The 16,128-nt window shown below is 66.2% G+C and carries 16 protein-coding genes; 5 read left to right on the top strand and 11 right to left on the bottom strand.

Features of this window, described 5'->3' with window-relative positions; all coding sequences use genetic code 11:
- Nucleotides 1–95: 95 nt before the first annotated feature.
- From EGM71_RS07605 to EGM71_RS07585, 5 genes are all read right to left on the bottom strand, one after another.
- Nucleotides 96–428 carry a hypothetical protein gene (locus EGM71_RS07605; RefSeq protein WP_188488888.1) on the bottom strand — a complete coding sequence of 111 codons (333 nt, stop codon included), beginning with the start codon at nt 426–428 and terminating at the stop codon, nt 96–98.
- On the bottom strand, nt 425–772 hold the full coding sequence (locus tag EGM71_RS07600) for a hypothetical protein (RefSeq protein WP_188488885.1): 348 nt from the start codon (nt 770–772) through the stop codon (nt 425–427). Before EGM71_RS07600 ends, EGM71_RS07605 begins: the two co-directional genes overlap by 4 nt.
- Nucleotides 769–1,599, bottom strand: coding sequence for a 3-deoxy-8-phosphooctulonate synthase (gene kdsA / locus EGM71_RS07595; protein ID WP_014036736.1), 831 nt, complete (start codon nt 1,597–1,599; stop codon nt 769–771). Before kdsA ends, EGM71_RS07600 begins: the two co-directional genes overlap by 4 nt.
- Before the next feature lie 89 nt (nt 1,600–1,688).
- Complete coding sequence (locus tag EGM71_RS07590) at nt 1,689–3,353, bottom strand: CTP synthase (RefSeq protein WP_032130113.1); 1,665 nt, start codon at nt 3,351–3,353, stop codon at nt 1,689–1,691.
- 400 nt (nt 3,354–3,753) lie between these two features.
- Nucleotides 3,754–3,987, bottom strand: a complete 234-nt coding sequence (locus EGM71_RS07585; protein ID WP_188488883.1) for a hypothetical protein — start codon at nt 3,985–3,987, stop codon at nt 3,754–3,756.
- A gap of 172 nt (nt 3,988–4,159) precedes the next feature.
- Here EGM71_RS07585 and parE point away from each other — a divergent pair, with 172 nt between their 5' ends.
- The 3 genes from parE (at nt 4,160) to EGM71_RS07570 (ending at nt 8,452) form a co-directional block, all read left to right on the top strand.
- Nucleotides 4,160–6,049 carry a DNA topoisomerase IV subunit B gene (parE, locus tag EGM71_RS07580; RefSeq protein ID WP_188488881.1) on the top strand — a complete coding sequence of 630 codons (1,890 nt, stop codon included), beginning with the start codon at nt 4,160–4,162 and terminating at the stop codon, nt 6,047–6,049.
- Between the two features lie 217 nt (nt 6,050–6,266).
- Nucleotides 6,267–6,845 carry a GNAT family N-acetyltransferase gene (locus tag EGM71_RS07575; RefSeq protein ID WP_188489773.1) on the top strand — a complete coding sequence of 193 codons (579 nt, stop codon included), beginning with the start codon at nt 6,267–6,269 and terminating at the stop codon, nt 6,843–6,845.
- 110 nt (nt 6,846–6,955) lie between these two features.
- Nucleotides 6,956–8,452 carry a S10 family peptidase gene (locus EGM71_RS07570; RefSeq protein ID WP_188488879.1) on the top strand — a complete coding sequence of 499 codons (1,497 nt, stop codon included), beginning with the start codon at nt 6,956–6,958 and terminating at the stop codon, nt 8,450–8,452.
- A gap of 383 nt (nt 8,453–8,835) precedes the next feature.
- On the opposite strand, the gene EGM71_RS07565 is transcribed toward EGM71_RS07570, so the two are convergent.
- A complete protein-coding gene (locus tag EGM71_RS07565) occupies nt 8,836–9,957 on the bottom strand; it encodes an inorganic phosphate transporter (protein ID WP_057499497.1) in 1,122 nt (373 codons plus the stop codon).
- Between the two features lie 13 nt (nt 9,958–9,970).
- A complete protein-coding gene (locus EGM71_RS07560; protein WP_004152833.1) occupies nt 9,971–10,597 on the bottom strand; it encodes a DUF47 domain-containing protein in 627 nt (208 codons plus the stop codon).
- 292 nt (nt 10,598–10,889) lie between these two features.
- Between EGM71_RS07560 and EGM71_RS07555 the strand changes: the two genes are divergently transcribed.
- Entirely contained in the window at nt 10,890–12,194 is a 1,305-nt protein-coding gene (locus tag EGM71_RS07555) for a hemolysin family protein (RefSeq protein WP_126927812.1), read from the top strand.
- A complete protein-coding gene (locus tag EGM71_RS07550) occupies nt 12,178–12,837 on the top strand; it encodes an exopolysaccharide biosynthesis protein (protein WP_188488877.1) in 660 nt (219 codons plus the stop codon). The genes EGM71_RS07555 and EGM71_RS07550 overlap by 17 nt, the downstream gene beginning before the upstream one ends.
- A gap of 92 nt (nt 12,838–12,929) precedes the next feature.
- On the opposite strand, the gene EGM71_RS07545 is transcribed toward EGM71_RS07550, so the two are convergent.
- The 4 genes from EGM71_RS07545 to EGM71_RS07530 all read right to left on the bottom strand — a co-directional run bounded on the left by EGM71_RS07545 (nt 12,930) and on the right by EGM71_RS07530 (nt 16,090).
- On the bottom strand, nt 12,930–13,427 hold the full coding sequence (locus tag EGM71_RS07545; protein WP_188488875.1) for a pyridoxamine 5'-phosphate oxidase family protein: 498 nt from the start codon (nt 13,425–13,427) through the stop codon (nt 12,930–12,932).
- A gap of 68 nt (nt 13,428–13,495) precedes the next feature.
- Nucleotides 13,496–14,491 carry an LLM class flavin-dependent oxidoreductase gene (locus tag EGM71_RS07540; RefSeq protein WP_188488873.1) on the bottom strand — a complete coding sequence of 332 codons (996 nt, stop codon included), beginning with the start codon at nt 14,489–14,491 and terminating at the stop codon, nt 13,496–13,498.
- 200 nt (nt 14,492–14,691) lie between these two features.
- Nucleotides 14,692–15,459, bottom strand: a complete 768-nt coding sequence (locus EGM71_RS07535) for a sulfurtransferase (protein WP_188488871.1) — start codon at nt 15,457–15,459, stop codon at nt 14,692–14,694.
- A gap of 265 nt (nt 15,460–15,724) precedes the next feature.
- A complete protein-coding gene (locus EGM71_RS07530) occupies nt 15,725–16,090 on the bottom strand; it encodes a DUF6164 family protein (RefSeq protein ID WP_188488870.1) in 366 nt (121 codons plus the stop codon).
- Between the last annotated feature and the right edge of the window lie 38 nt (nt 16,091–16,128).

Here is a 16,128-nt window from a genome sequence, read left to right as displayed (position 1 = left end):
GTCGGGCCGGTTACCTGTCTGGAGAGGGGGCGACAAAACGAATGCCGCGTGATTATCCCCGGCTGCCCGCCACTTGCCAAATGGCCTGATCCGGATCAGCCCCAGCTGGACCCGATCACGATCAGGACCAGCGACACCAGCATTACCAGCAACGCACCGGCCACCGCTGCCGCGACGGGGCCACGACTGCGTCGCCAGGCCAGCACCATTGCCACCAGGCTGCCGACGAAGGACAGACCCAGCGTGACCAGTGCGGCCAGGATCCAGTACTGCATGGCCTGCATGCCATGGTTGCCGTCACCCGGCGAGCCGAAGCTGGCAGCAAAGGCCAGCACACCCAGCAGCAGGGATGTCCACGAAAGCACGGACAGCCCAAGGGCGATCAGGCCCCAGGGCCAGCCGCGCGAGGATTGCAAGGTCGTATTCATCTGAACAGGTCGTGCAGCAGGATGCCCACCCACAGCGACAGCAGCACCATTGCCACTGCAGCCGTCGCCCGGCCTCGGTTCAGCCTCCACCCCAGCACCGATGCGGTGAAGCCGGCCGAGATGGTGAACAGCTCCGCCACCGCCAAGGCAGCCACGTAGGGCTTCAGGTTGACGTGCGCACCATCGCCTGGCGGACGCATCGCCGCGCCCACCAGCATGAAAATGAAGAACGCGCCCGACAGCGACAGCACCGCCATGCCCAGCGCGATCAGGCCCCAGGGCCACTGTTTCCAGTGCCGGCGGTGACGCTGGGTTTCCAGCGCCACCCGCGGGTCACGACTCACGCGAAGCGCGAGAAGCCGTGCTTCTTGGTCACCGCGTCGAGCTCCATCAGGGTCTCGAGCAGCGCTTCCATCTGATCCAGCGGCCACGCATTGGGACCATCGGACAGGGCCTTGGACGGATCCGGATGGGTCTCGGCGAACAGGCCGGAGATGCCCACCGCCACCGCGGCACGGGCCAGCACCGGCACGTGTTCGCGCTGGCCGCCCGAACTGGTGCCCTGCCCGCCCGGCAGCTGCACCGAATGGGTGGCATCGAACACCACCGGGCAACCGGTATCGCGCATCACCGCCAGCGAGCGCATGTCGCTGACCAGGTTGTTGTAGCCGAAGCTGGCACCGCGCTCGCAGACCATGATCTGCTCGTTGCCGGTGGCCTTGGCCTTCTCCACGACCGGCTTCATGTCCCACGGCGCCAGGAACTGGCCCTTCTTGATGTTGACCGGCTTGCCGGCCGAGCACACCTTGCGGATGAAGTCGGTCTGGCGGACCAGGAACGCCGGGGTCTGCAGCACATCCACCACCGACGCCACTTCGTCCATCGGGGTGTATTCGTGGACGTCGGTCAGCACCGGCACGCCGATCTGCTTCTTGACCTCGGCCAGGACCTTCAGGCCCTCTTCCATGCCCGGGCCACGGAACGCGGTGCCCGAGGTGCGGTTGGCCTTGTCGAAGCTGGACTTGAAGATGAAGTTGACGCCGAGCTTGTCGGTGACCTCCTTCAACTTGCCGGCGGTATCGAGCTGCAGCTGCATCGACTCGATCACGCAGGGGCCGGCGATCAGGAACAGGGGCTGGTCCAGCCCGACCTCGAATCCACACAGTTTCATGGCGTTTCCTTGTTGTCCGCGGCACCGGCCGGGCCGGTACGCTGGGGGTTGAAGCGTGCAAGATGGGGGCCGGCGGCCCCCATCACAAGTCAGGCGCGGGCTTCCTGCAGCAGCTTGCCACCGGCCTTGCGCTCGCGCGCAGCACGGATGAAACCGATGAACAGCGGGTGGCCGTCGCGCGGGGTGGACAGGAATTCCGGGTGCGCCTGGCAGGCCAGGAACCACGGGTGGGCGTCGCGCGGCAGCTCGACCACTTCCACCAGGGTGTCGTCCATCGACTTGCCGGCGATCACCAGGCCCGCATCTTCCAGCTGGGTGCGGTAGCGGTTGTTGAACTCGTAGCGGTGGCGGTGACGCTCGGCGACCACGTCCTTGCCGTACAGCTCGCGGGCCAGCGTGCCCGGCTTCAGGCGCTGCTCCTGCAGGCCCAGGCGCATGGTGCCACCCAGGTCGCTCTTGTCGTCACGCTTCTCGACATCGCCGGTGGCGGTGCGCCATTCGGTGATCAGGCCGATCACCGGGTTCGGCGACTGGCGATCATTCTCGGTGCTGTTGGCGCCCTCCAAGCCGACCACGTTGCGCGCGTAATCGACGACGGCCGCCTGCATGCCGTAGCAGATGCCGAAGTACGGCACGTGCTGCTCGCGGGCGAATTTCGAGGTCAGCACCTTGCCTTCGAAACCACGGTCACCGAAGCCACCCGGCACCAGGATGCCGTCGACATCGGCCAGCGCGGCCATGTCGGTGCCTTCCAGGTCCTGTGCTTCCAGCCACTTCAGGTTGACCTTGGTGCGCTGGCGCAGGCCGCCGTGCTTGAGCGCTTCGCCAACCGACTTGTACGCGTCCTGGTGATCAACGTACTTGCCGACCACCGCGATGGTCACTTCATCCAGCGGATGCAGGGTCGCGTCGACCGCGTCCTCCCACATCGACAGATCGACCGGGCCGACCTTGTCGGCCAGCTTCAGCTGGTTGACGACGATCTCGTCCAGGCCCTGCGCGTGCAGGCCCGACGGAATGCGGTACAGCACGTCGACGTCCGGCACGCTGATCACGGCGCGCTCGGAGACGTTGGTGAACTGGGCGATCTTGCGGCGCTCAGAATCCGGCACTGCCTGCTCGGAGCGGCACAGCAGCACGTCCGGCTGGATGCCGATCGAACGCAGCTCCTTCACCGAATGCTGGGTCGGCTTGGTCTTCAGCTCACCGGCGGCGCCGATGTACGGCACCAGGGTGAGGTGCATGAACAACGCCTTCTCCGGGCCACGCTCGGTGCGCACCTGGCGGATCGCTTCCAGGAACGGCAGCGACTCGATGTCGCCGACGGTGCCGCCGATCTCGACCAGCGCCACGTCGTAGCCTTCGGTGGCTTCGTCGATGCAGCGGCGGATCTCATCGGTGATGTGCGGAATGACCTGCACGGTCGCGCCCAGGTAGTCGCCGCGACGCTCCTTGCGGATCACGTTCTCGTAGATGCGGCCGGTGGTGACCGAGTTCTTGCGGCTCAGGCGGGTGCGTACGAAGCGCTCGTAGTGGCCCAGGTCGAGGTCGGTCTCGGCGCCGTCGTCGGTGACATACACCTCACCGTGCTGGAACGGGCTCATGGTGCCCGGGTCGACGTTGATGTACGGGTCGAGCTTCATCATCGTGACCTTCAGGCCACGGGCTTCGAGAATGGCGGCCAGCGACGCGGCGGCAATGCCTTTGCCGAGCGAGGACACCACGCCGCCGGTTACGAAAATCAAGGGAGTCATGGCTGCAAGCATCCTGTCTGGAAATGGAAAACGGCAGCACCACGCGCACCCGGAGGGCGGGCATGGTGCTCAGAGGGGGTTTTCCGGTTCGCTGGGACAGCGAGGGAGGTGCGGATCCGTGCGACGGCAGGCGCCGGACGGGGACCATCGTGCGAGGTCGGGGCGGCCGTGCCGGTCAAATCGACCGTCACCTGCGACCCGCCATGCTGGAAGCCACGCTTGGCCGCTCCAGCCCATTCGCAAATGGTGGACACGCACTTACTCCCGGAAAGCCATAGTTTACAGATTGATGGCCGCCAACCCAAGGGGCAGATGGCACGTTGCCAAAAAGAAACGCCCCGCAAAGCGGGGCGTTCCGGAGCGCAACCCTTGTCGCAAGGGCGCCTGGCAGGTTGCGGGATCAGCGCTTCTTACGCGCTTCCTCTTCCTCTTCCTGCCGCGGGGCCGGCTGGCCCTGCGCCTTCATTTCGGCATTGGCCTGGGCCCGACGCTTGGCCTTGGCATCGGCCTCGGCCTGCGCCTTGTCGGCCTGGTCACCCTGCTGCGGGGCCGGCTGGCCGGCGTTCTGCGCCACCACCAGTGGCACTGCAACGGCGGCAGCGGCCAGGATCGCAATGGTCAGCAACTTCTTCATGAGGTCCTCCTCGCGGTATGGCTTGGACGTTTCGACCCAACAGGGGTCGCCGGCGTTCAGATTCCAGCGGCTGCCATTTTACCCCCTCTGCGTCGCCGAGACTGAACCGCAGGCGTGCAAAATCCCGTGCCAGACCCCACACTTGCCCGTCGCTCCAAGCTTTCGAAGACAGATGAACGCCCGCTATAACGCCGCCGATATTGAAGTCCTGTCCGGCCTTGACCCGGTCAAGCGCCGTCCCGGCATGTATACCGACACCGCGCGCCCGAACCACCTGGCGCAGGAAGTGATCGACAACTCGGTGGACGAGGCCCTCGCCGGCCACGCCCGCTCGATCGAGATCACCCTGTACAAGGACGGCAGCGTGGAGGTCAGCGATGACGGCCGTGGCATGCCGGTGGACATCCATCCGGAAGAGAAGATCCCGGGTGTCGAGCTGATCCTGACCCGCCTGCATGCGGGCGGCAAGTTCAGCAACAACAACTACACCTTCTCCGGCGGCCTGCACGGCGTCGGCGTCAGCGTGGTCAACGCGCTGTCGACCCTGGTGGAGGTGCACATCAAGCGCGAAGGTGCCGAACACCGCATTACCTTCCGCAACGGCGACCGCGCCACGCCGCTGGAAGTGGTCGGCACCGTGGGCAAGAAGAACACCGGTACACGCGTGCGCTTCTGGCCCGACCCGAAGTACTTCGATACACCGAAGTTCGCGGTGCGTGCGTTGAAGCACCTGCTGCGCGCCAAGGCCGTGCTGTGCCCGGGCCTGACCGTGAAGCTGACCGACGAAGCCACCGGTGAAGTCGATACCTGGTACTACGAAGACGGCCTGCGCGATTACCTGAAGCTGGAACTGGGCGAGCGCGAATCGCTGCCGGCCGACCTGTTCGTCGGCAACCTGAAGAAGGACACCGAAATCGTTGACTGGGCCGTGGCCTGGCTGCCGGAAGGCGAGCTGGTGCAGGAAAGCTACGTCAACCTGATTCCCACCGCCCAGCACGGCACCCACGTCAACGGCCTGCGTACCGGCCTGACCGAGGCGCTGCGTGAGTTCTGCGACTTCCGCAACCTGCTGCCGCGTGGCGTCAAGCTGGCCCCGGAAGACGTGTGGGATCGCGTCTCGTTCGTGCTGTCGCTGAAGATGACCGACCCGCAGTTCAGCGGCCAGACCAAGGAGCGCCTGTCCTCGCGCCAGGCCGCCGGCTTCGTTGAGGGCGCCGCCCACGATGCCTTCAGCCTGCTGCTGAACCAGAACGTGGAGCTGGGCGAGAAGATTGCGCAGATCGCCATCGAGCGCGCCAGTGCGCGCCTGAAGACCGAGAAGCTGGTCGTCCGCAAGAAGGTCACCCAGGGCCCGGCCCTGCCTGGCAAGCTGGCCGACTGCATCAGCCAGGACCTGTCGCGCACCGAGCTGTTCCTGGTGGAGGGTGACTCGGCAGGCGGCAGCGCCAAGCAGGCGCGCGACAAGGACTTCCAGGCGATCCTGCCGCTGCGCGGCAAGATCCTCAACACCTGGGAAGTCTCGTCCAACAGCGTGCTGGCTTCGGAAGAAGTGCACAACTTGGCCGTGGCCATCGGCTGCGACCCCGGCAAGGACGACATCACCGGCCTGCGCTACGGCAAGGTCATCATCCTGGCCGACGCGGACTCCGACGGCCTGCACATCGCTACCCTGCTGACGGCGCTGTTCCTGAAGCACTTCCCGGCGCTGGTCGATGCCGGCCATGTGTTCGTGGCGATGCCGCCGCTGTTCCGCATCGACGTGGGCAAGCAGGTGTTCTACGCCCTGGACGAGGAAGAAAAGCGCTCGATGCTGGACAAGATTGAACGCGAGAAGATCAAGGGCGCGATCAACGTCACCCGCTTCAAGGGCCTGGGCGAGATGAATCCGCCGCAGCTGCGCGAGTCGACCATCCATCCCGATACGCGCCGCCTGGTGCAGCTGACCGTGGACGATGGCGAGCAGACCCGCTCGCTGATGGACATGCTGCTGGCCAAGAAGCGTGCATCCGACCGCAAGGGTTGGCTGGAGTCGAAGGGCGACCTCGCCTCCCTGGAAGTCTGATCCGGCGCGGGGTCGGATCCGTTTCCTGCCGGGAAACGGCTTTGGCCCCATCGCCCGGTAGTGCCGGCCGCTGGCCGGCAACCTCGACATCCGCGTGATCCAGGCAGATCGGCCGGCCAGCGGCCGGCACTACCCATTCATGCGCCCCAGGGCATTACGCCCCCATCGGCAAACCCGGCGGCGCCATAATGCGCGTCCATCCGTGTGGACCACCGTATTGGCCAGCCACTCGCTGCTGTTCCCCGGCCTGCCGCTGCACAGTGCACGGCTGGTCCTGAGCCCGATCCGCCGTGACGACGCCGTCGCGCTGTTCGCGCTGCAGTCCAACCCGGAAGTGATGCGCTGGTGGAACCATCCGGCTTGGACGCGACAGGCTGAAGCGCGCGAACAGATCGACGATGATCTCGCCGCCCATGCCATCGGCACCCAGCTGAAGCTGGCCGTGCGCGAATCGCTGGAAGGTCCGCTGCTGGGCATCTGCGTGGTGTTCGCGGTGGACCGCGATGCCGCGCGCGCGGAGATCGGCTACCTGCTGGCACCCGATCGCCAGGGCCAGGGCTATATGCACGAGGCCCTGCAACAGGTACTGGCCTACCTGTTCCGCACCCTGCACCTGCATCGCGTGGAAGCCGAGATCGACCCGCGCAACGCCCCGTCCGCGCACGTGCTGGAACGCCTGGGCTTCCACCGCGAGGGGGTGCTGCGCCAACGGTGGCGCATCCAGGGGAAACTGGCCGACTCGGCCGTCTATGGCCTGCTGGCCGACGACGACGCGGCAGCAACCCTGCCCGCTTGACCCAATCTGGCCAGTGGCGGCCTCGACGCGCGGCCATGCCTTTGGACACATACGGCATGGCCCGTCACCGGCCTAGCATCGGAACCCCCTTCCGCTGCCGATCCGGTGCCATGAAGTCCCTGTTGCATACTGCCGCGCTCTGCGTCGGCCTGCTCATCGCCCCAGCCAGCGTGCTGGCCGCGCCCGACGCCGACGCCAAGTCTGATCCGAAAGAGGAGAAGACCGAGGCACCTGCGCTGCCCGCAGACGCCTCGGCCCGCCAGAGCATGCGCCTGGCCGGCCGCACCCTCGACTACACCGCCACCGTCGGCACCCTGCCGGTACGCGATGCCAAGGGCAAGGTGATCGCCGACGTGGTGTTCACCGCCTACACGATGCCGGGCAAGGACCGGCCGGTGACCTTCGCGCTCAATGGCGGCCCCGGCGCATCGTCGGTGTACCTCAACATGGGTGCCATCGGGCCCAAGGTGGTGACCTTCGGCTCCGAGGGTGACAGCGCATCGGCGCCGGCCACCCTGCACGACAACCCGGGCACCTGGCTGGACTTCACCGATCTGGTGTTCATCGATCCGGTCGGCACCGGCTTCAGCCGCGCGCGCATCGGCGACGACGAAGCCAAGAAGGCGCTGTACAACCCCAGTGCCGACATCGAGTACCTGTCACGCTCGATCTACGACTGGCTGCTGCGCAACCAGCGCATGGCGTCGCGCAAGTACCTGACCGGCGAAAGCTATGGCGGCTACCGTGGCCCGCGCATCACCCACTTCCTGCAGACCCGGCTGGGCGTGGCGATGAATGGCCTGGTGCTGGTCTCGCCCTACCTGAGCCCGACCCTGGAAGACAACGCCGATGTCTCGCCGATGGCGTGGATGCAGACGCTGCCGTCAATCGCTGCAGCGCACCTGGAGCGCCAGGGCAAGCTGACCGATGCGGCAATGCAGGAGGTGGTCGAATACACCCGTGGCGACTACGCCACCGCGCTGATGAAGGGTCGCAGCGATCCGCAGGCGACCGAGGCGATGCTGCGCCGGGTGACCGCGCTGACCGGGCTGGATCCGCAGTTCGTGCGCCGGGCCGGTGGCCGCCTGGAAACCCAGGCCTACCTGCGCGAAGTGTTCCGCGACAAGGGCACGCTGGGCAGCCGCTACGACTCCAACGTGACCGCGTTCGATCCGTTCCCGAATGATCCGGAGCAGCGCGCCAATGACCCGCTGCTGGACAGCATCATCGCGCCAACCACCACGGCGATGGTCGACTTCGTGACGCGCGTGGTCGGCTGGAAGGTGGATGCACGCTACCAGGCGCTGAATTACGACGTGAACCGGCTGTGGGACCGCAACGGCGAGCTGCGCCAGGGCGCGGTGACCCAGCTGCGCCAGGCGGTGGCGATCGATCCGCACCTGCAGGTGCTGATCGTGCACGGCTGGAATGACCTGTCATGCCCGTTCATGGGGTCGATCCTGACCGTGGACCAGATGCCGACGATGGGCAGCAATCCGGACCGGGTGCAGGTGCGCAGTTATCCGGGCGGGCACATGTTCTACAGCCGGGCCGACAGCCAGGCGGCCTTCCGCAAGGATGTGCAGGCGTTGTTCCAGCGTAACTAAGGGGTTTGGCCGGGCCGGCGGCCCGGCACCCTCCGGATCAACGGCAACGGCAAGGTCCACGGCAAGATCAACGGCAAGATCAACGGCAAAAGCGGGCTTCCTGAGGGCTGGCGAGGTGGGGTGGATATGCAGGACACGCCGTAAACCCGTCCATGGGGGCTCGATGGCGCCATCCATGGCGCCAACGGTCCTGCATATCCACCCCACCCCGCCGCTGACAGTTTCCTGCTGCTGTTGGTGGGTGCCGACCGTTGATCGGCACGCCGGATACAGAGGAATGATCTGCCATGAAAAAAGCCCGCCGGTATCCGGCGGGCTTTTTCGTTTCCGGGGTCAGATCCCTTTTCCTCAGGGAAAGGGCTCTGATCCCAAGGCCGTTGGCATCAGGTCCAGCCGAACAGCTCGAACAGCTTCAGGATCAGGTACGCGCAGCCGCCGGCTGCCGGGATGGTCAGGATCCAGGCCCAGACGATGCGTTCGATCACGCCGAACTTCAGCGAGCGCGGGTTCTTGGCGAAGCCGACGCCCATGATCGCGGTGGAGATGCTGTGCGTGGTCGAGACCGGCATGCCGAAGTGGGCGGCCAGGGTCAGGATGGTGGCCGAGCTGGTCTCCGCGGCGAAGCCGTGAATCGGATGCAGCTTCACCATCTTGTGGCCCAGGGTCTTGATGATCTTCCAGCCACCCGAAGCGGTACCAGCCGCCATCACCACCGCACAGGTCAGCACGATCCACATCGCGATGCCGTCACCGGCATGCGCGTCCGGGTGCATGAAGGCCAGCCAGGACGGCAGGTCGTTCAGTGCGCCGGTGGCTTCGGCACCAATCAGGGTCATGGCGATGATGCCCATGGTCTTCTGCGCGTCGTTATGGCCGTGGGCGAAGCCCATATAGGCCGCCGAGGCGATCTGCGCCTTGCCGAAGAAAGCATTGACGATGCGCGGGCGGGCCAGGCGGCCGATGGCACCACCGATCTTGGCCAGGCCGGCGATCAGCGCCCACAGCAGCACCATCACCACGATGCCGAGCAGGAAGCCGGCGATCGGCGAGGTGATCATCGGCACGAACACCTTCCACAGCAGGCCCTTGTTCTGCGCCCAGCTACCCAGGCGCTCGGACCAGATCAATGCGTCCCAGTTGTTGTGGGCCGCGGCCAGGCCGGCGCCGCAGAGGCCACCGATCAGGGCGTGCGAGGACGAGGACGGCAGGCCCTTCCACCAGGTGATCAGGTTCCAGATGATGCCGCCCAGCAGGGCGCACAGGATCACCTGCGGGGTGACGTCGACCACGTTGGTGTTGAGCAGGCCCGACGCGATGGTCAGCGCTACCGCGGTACCGGTCAGCGCACCGAGGAGATTCATGAAGGCGGCCAGCATCACCGCCCAACCGGGCGAGAGCACCTTGGTCGCCACCACGGTGGCAATGGAGTTGGCGGTGTCGTGGAAGCCGTTGATGAACTCGAAGACGAGTGCGGCCAGGATCACCACCAGGACAAGGGTCAACATGCGGCGGCGTCCGTCAGCTGTTCTTCAACACGATCTGGTACGCCACCACGCCGGCCTCGCGGCAACGGTCGATGGCCTTTTCCAGGATCTCGAAGAATTCCTTCAGCAGGAACATCTGCAGGTTGTCCAGGCGGCCCGAATAGATGTCGCGGTACAGCTCGAGCATCAGGCGGTCGGCCTCGTTCTCCAGCGAGCGCAGCTTCTCGTTGAGCGCTGTCATCCGGTCCAGGTTCATGTGGCGCAGGTCGGCCACCATCTCCACCACCACGCCGGCAGCCTGTTCCAGCATCGCCGCGCGCGGCGCGAAGTCGATGTGTTCCAGGTGGGTCGTGGCCAGCGAATAGCGATCGGCGAACTTCTCGATCTGCTTCGGAATCTTGTACAGCGCCGAGCCCAGCGCTTCGATGTCTTCGCGCTCGATCGGGGTCATGAAGCTGTCCACCAGCGCCTGGCTGATCTTGTCCGAGGCCGCGCGTTCGCGCAGGCGGGCCAGCTTGAACGCGTCCAGCGCGGGCTGGCGATCGGCCTCGCGCAGCATGGAATGCAGCGCCTTGGCGGCGTCGGAAGCCGCGACGGCAGCCTCATCGAGCAGGGTGTAGAACTGTTTGCCGGAACCGAAAATGGTCTGCAGAGAGAACATTGAGAAACCTGTCAGCCGTCGCGGGAAGGACGGCACCAGACGGAATTATGACGGCTAGATGACCATCACGGGTATCCCCGCGCCTTTTCCGGGCTCTGGAACCCCCAACCTGAACAGGCGGTTGCCACCCTGCCACGCCCCTTTGCTAAGATGCCAGCGCGCCTTCGGGCGCACCTTATGGACGACGACCCTTACCCCCCTGCGCCGCGCCGGACCCCGTTCCTGAGCGCCAGCCGCCATCGCCAGCACCCGCCCTCCCTGCCACCAACCGGGGACGACGCCCGTGTTTGAAATGATCCTGATTGTCTTCGCGCTTGTTCTGCTGAACGGCTTCTTCGCCATGTCCGAGATGTCGGTCATGACCTCGCGCAAGAGCCGCCTGAAGCAGATGGCCGCCACCTCCAAGCGTGCGGCCAAGGCGCTGGAGCTGTCGGAGAAGCCGGAAAGCTTCCTGTCCACCGTGCAGATCGGCATCACCGTGATCGGCGTGCTGACCGGCTATCTCGGCGGTGAGGCGCTGGGTGAGGCCTTCGGCGGCTGGATCCAGGGCCTGATGCCGGGCTTTGCCTATGCCGGCAACATCGGCACCGCACTGGCGGTCAGTCTGATCACCTTCATCACGCTGATTTTCGGCGAACTGGTGCCCAAGCGCCTGGCACTGACGCGCTCCGAGGCCATTGCTGGCCTGGTCGCGATGCCGATGAGCTGGCTGGCCAAGTTGGCCCTGCCCTTCGTCTGGCTGCTGTCCAAGACCACCCAGCTGGTATTGCGCCTGTTCGGCCTGGGCAAGGATGAAGTCGCCTCGGTGACGGAAGAAGAAATCCGCATGCTGGTGGCCGAGAGCCACGAGGCCGGCGTGATCGACGCCCACGAGCGCGACATGATGAACCGCGTCATGCGCCTGGGCGACCGCACCGCCGACAGCCTGATGACGCCGCGCAACCGCATCGCCTGGCTGGATACTCAGGCCGGGCTGGAGCGCAACCTGGAAATCATGGCCGAGCACGAGTTCTCGCGCTACCCGGTGCTGCGCGACAACGACATGGACGTGGTCGGCGTGCTTGAACTGAAATCGCTGGCCACGCGCATGGCGCGCGGCGACAACGCGCTGTTCCAGACCCTGCGCGAACCGCTCTATGTCTCCGAATCGACCCACGCGATGAAGCTGCTGGAGATCTTCCGCGAGGAACAGCAGTCGATGGCGCTGGTGGTGGACGAGTACGGCGAGATCCAGGGCCTGGTGACCATCAGCGACCTGATGGGCGCCGTGGTCGGCCGCCTGCAGGCAGTAGAGAACGCCGACGAAGATGCGCTGGTGGTGACCCGCGAGGACGGCTCGCTGCTGGTGGACGGCTCGCTTCCGATCGAGGACCTGCGCGAGCTGATCGGCAGCAACGACCTGCCCGATGCCGAGGATGGCGACTACTACACGCTGGCCGGCATGTGCATCCACTACTTCGGCCGCATCCCGCACGCAGGCGAGTATTTCGACTGGGCCGGCTGGCGCTTCGAGGTGGTCGATCTGGACGGTGCGCGGGTGGACAAGCTGCTGCTGCGCACGCTGTCCGACGAGCAGGCCGATGAACTCACCGCCTGAGGCCGGCCAGGGTCCGGGCGAACAGCGCCCGACCTACCGCAACGAGGGCATCCGTACCCTGCTGGAGATGTTCGCCTCCGGCGATCCCGCCGAGCACATGCCGCTCGGCCAGATCCTCAGCAACCTGCAGCAGAGCGCATTCGGCGTGTTCCTGTTCGTGGCGATCCTGCCGTCGTTCATCCCGATCCCGGGCATGGGCGGTGCGGTCAGCGGCCCGCTGGTGATCCTGATCGGCCTGCAGATGCTGTTCTGCCTGCGCCGCCCCTGGCTGCCCGGCTTCATCGCCCGGCGCGGCCCAAAGCGCAGCACCATGCACCGTTTCCTGGACCGCATTGACCGCCCGCTTCGGCGCCTGGACAAGATGCTGAAGCCGCGCCTGCCGCAGCTGCTGACACCGCTGCCCGCCCACGCCTTCACTGGCCTGCTGCTGGTGTTGCTGGGCCTGCTGCTGTCGCTGCCGATTCCCTTCACCAACTTCCTGTTCGGCTTCCAGTTGCTGCTGTTCTCGCTGGCGCTGCTGGAACGCGATGGCGCGCTGATGCTGTTCAACTGGATCGCGGCGCTGGCAGCGATCGCGTTCTTCGGTTTCAGTTCGGGGCAGCTGGTGGGCTATACGGTGGAGTTGTTCCAGCGCTGGTTCTGAGCCGGAATCCGGTAGAGCCGGCCGCTGGCCGGCTGCCACGTTTCCAGGTTTGCCGGCCAGCGTCCGGCACTACCAATACCGGACATCGGTCATCACCGAAGATCGATGAACCCGTTGTCGGCCAACGGCGCCGGCTCATCCTGCACGGCCGACAGCACGAAATTCAGCGCCGTCCCCAGCAGCGTGCCTGGACCATCCCAGTACTCGGCCGAGTCGGCGCGCACGTGGATCAGGCGCAGGTTCGGGTCGTCCTTGCCGCCCGGGAAGAACAGCTTCATCGCCGGTGACCACAGCTCCTCGATCTTCGCGCGATCGTCGACGATGCGCGCACGCCCCGCCACCGAGACATAGGTGTTCTTCGAAGGCGAGGCATAGGCCACGTTGACGTACGGATCGAGCGCGATCTCGGCCACTTTCGGGCTGTCGGCAGTGATGACGAACCAGAGGTCACCATCGAAGCTGACCTGCTGGGTGGCCAGCGGCCGGCTGTACAGTCGTCCGTCGACGCCGGTGGTGGTGAACATCGCCACCTCCACGTCCTTGATCAGTTCTGCCAGCTGGGCAATGTGCTCGGCGCGGGTGTCAGCCATGTGGGGGCTCCATCGGTGTGAGCCCCCATCAGACGCGGTTCGGCCGCAATGGGCCGTGACGCAATTGTTCAGCCCGCGTGGCGGGCGTGCCAGGCCTGCATCGTCAGTTCGAACGAACGCAGGCGCGCGCGGTGGTCATACAGGTTGGCGGTGAGCATCAGTTCGTCGGGCGTGTGGCGCTCGACAAACGCGGCGATACCTTCCGCCACCTGCTGCGGATCGCCCAGCACGGTGCAGGCCAATGCCCGCTCCACACCCAGCTTTTCATGCGGTTCCCAGAAAGTTTCAATGTCGTCGATCGGCGCCGGAATCTTGCCCGGCCGACCACGGCGCAGGTTGACGAAACTCTGCTGCTGGCTGGTGAACAGGCGGCGCGACTCGGCTTCGCTGTCACTGGCAACGACGTTCAGCGCCAGCATCGCGTGGGGCTGCTTCAACGTCGCCGAGGGGCGGAATTCGCGGCGATACACCGCCAAGGCCTCGTCCATCACGTCGGGCGCGAAGTGCGAGGCGAACGCATAGGGCAGGCCCATCGAGGCGGCCATGCGCGCCCCAAACAGGCTTGAACCGAGGATCCAGGTCGGCACCCGCAGGCCGCCTCCGGGAACGGCCTGCACCGCCTGCCCGGGCTGTACCGGCTCGAAGTAGTGCAGCAGCTCGCGCACGTCCTGCGGGAACTGGTCGGCGCTGTCGAAATAGCGGCGCAGTGCGCGCGCGGTCGGCTGATCGGTGCCCGGCGCACGGCCCAGGCCGAGGTCGATGCGGTCTGGGTACAGCGAGGCCAGCGTGCCGAACTGCTCGGCCACCTGCAGCGGCGCATGGTTGGGCAGCATGATGCCGCCGGCACCGACGCGGATGCGCTTTGTTCCACCGGCGACGTGGCCGATCAGCACGGCGGTGGCCGCGCTGGCGATGCCAGGCATGTTGTGGTGTTCGGCCAGCCAGTAGCGGCGGTAGCCCAGCGCATCGGCGTGCTGGGCCAGCTCCAGCATGTTGGCGAAGGCAGCGGTGGTGTCACTGCCCTCGCAGACCGGGGCCAGGTCAAGGATCGACAACGGGATCATCAGGCGTATTTCCGTCACAGGATCCCCCATGCATGGGGTCGGTCGGGCGCGGCGGCCAGTGACGGTGGCGGGATGCTGATTCCCGTGGGGCGGGTTCAGCGCTGACCGCGCTGATCCGGTAGTGCCGGCCGCTGGCCGGCAGGCAACGTGCCCTGGCAGCCGACCAGCGGCCGGCTCTACCGGGGAATCGGCGTCCCGGCTTAGAACGCGCTGAGGCGCGGCTCCGGCAGCGCCTGGTCGACCATCGGCTTCAGTTCGGCATCCAGCGCCACGCGCTCGTCGAACACGAAGCAGCGGCCTTCGTAACCTTCGCCGCCCACCTCCTCGAAGTAGCCAAGGATGCCACCATCGAGCTGCAGCACGTTGTCCATGCCATCGTTGGCCATCCACAGTGCGGCCTTCTCGCAGCGGATGCCGCCGGTGCAGAAACTGACCACGGTGCTGTCCTTCAGCGCTTCGCGGTGCGGCGCCAATGCCTCCGGCAGGTCGGTGAACTTGTGGATGGGCAGCACCAGCGCATCCTTGAACGTGCCGTACTCCACTTCCTGCAGGTTGCGCGTATCCAGCATCACCACCGGCTTGCCGGCGTCATCATGCCCCTGCCGCAACCAACGCTGCACGGTGGCCGGATCGACCGCCGGGGCGCGCGGATAGTCCAGCGGCTGGCCGTCATCGCGGCGGAAGCTGATGATCTCGTCCTTCACCTTGGCCTTCAGCCGCGCGAACGGCTGGTGCTCGCTCAGACTGGTCTTGACCCGCATGTCGGCAAAGCGCGCATCGGCACGCAGCGCCGCATAGAAGCCCTCGACCGCTTCCGGCGCCCCTGCCAGGAACAGGTTCAGCCCCTCGCCGGCCACCAGGATCGTGCCGCGCAGCTGCGCCGCCTCGGCACGCGCCAGCAGCTGGTCGCATAGGGCCTGGGGGGCGTCGATGACGGCGAAATGGTAGGCAGCGGTATTGGCGATCATGCCGCCATTTTAGCGCCAGACCACCCCAGGGTCGGATTTTCACGTTCATCCACGCATGGCGTGGATCTGCGACAGATCACGGGAACTGTCAGAGGCAGGGAGGTGTGGGCAGGCGGGACCGTTGGCGCCATGGATGGCGCCATCGAGCCCCCAAGGATGGGTTTACGGCGTGTCCCGCCTGCCCACACCGCCCTGCCCACCACGGATTGCCTGCTGTTGCTGTTGCTGTTGCTGTTGCTTTTGCTGTTGCCGGCCAGAAGCCCCCTTACCCCCGCAACAGCATGAACGGCAGCAGCACCAGCGCCGCGGCACCCGCCATTCCCAGCAGCACCAGCACCACGAACAGCGGCCGCCGCCGGAACAGGCTACCGAAGGTTTCCGCCGTACCCTCGCGCAATGCCTGCTCGCGCTCGGCGCGCACGCGCACGCCGCGCGCCGCCTGGTACTCCGCCATCAGCGCCTTCGCACGCGGATGATCGGCGTCCTCGCGCAGCCACAGGCCACCATTGGAGATGCCCCACGGGCTGGGTTCGGTGCGATACCAGGCGATGCCGTGCTGGTCGAGCAGCGTGCAGACATCGGCATATTCGTCGTCGCCGACATTGCGCAGATTGAGCAGGAGTTTTGCCATGTACCCATGATACCCGGCGCCGATGCGCTACCCTTGCC

The sequence above is a fragment of the Stenotrophomonas maltophilia genome (genome assembly GCF_006970445.1).
Classification (GTDB): Bacteria; Pseudomonadota; Gammaproteobacteria; order Xanthomonadales; family Xanthomonadaceae; genus Stenotrophomonas; species Stenotrophomonas maltophilia_AU.
Note: the sequence above shows the minus strand (reverse complement) of the source record. Positions and strands in the feature narration are given on the sequence as shown.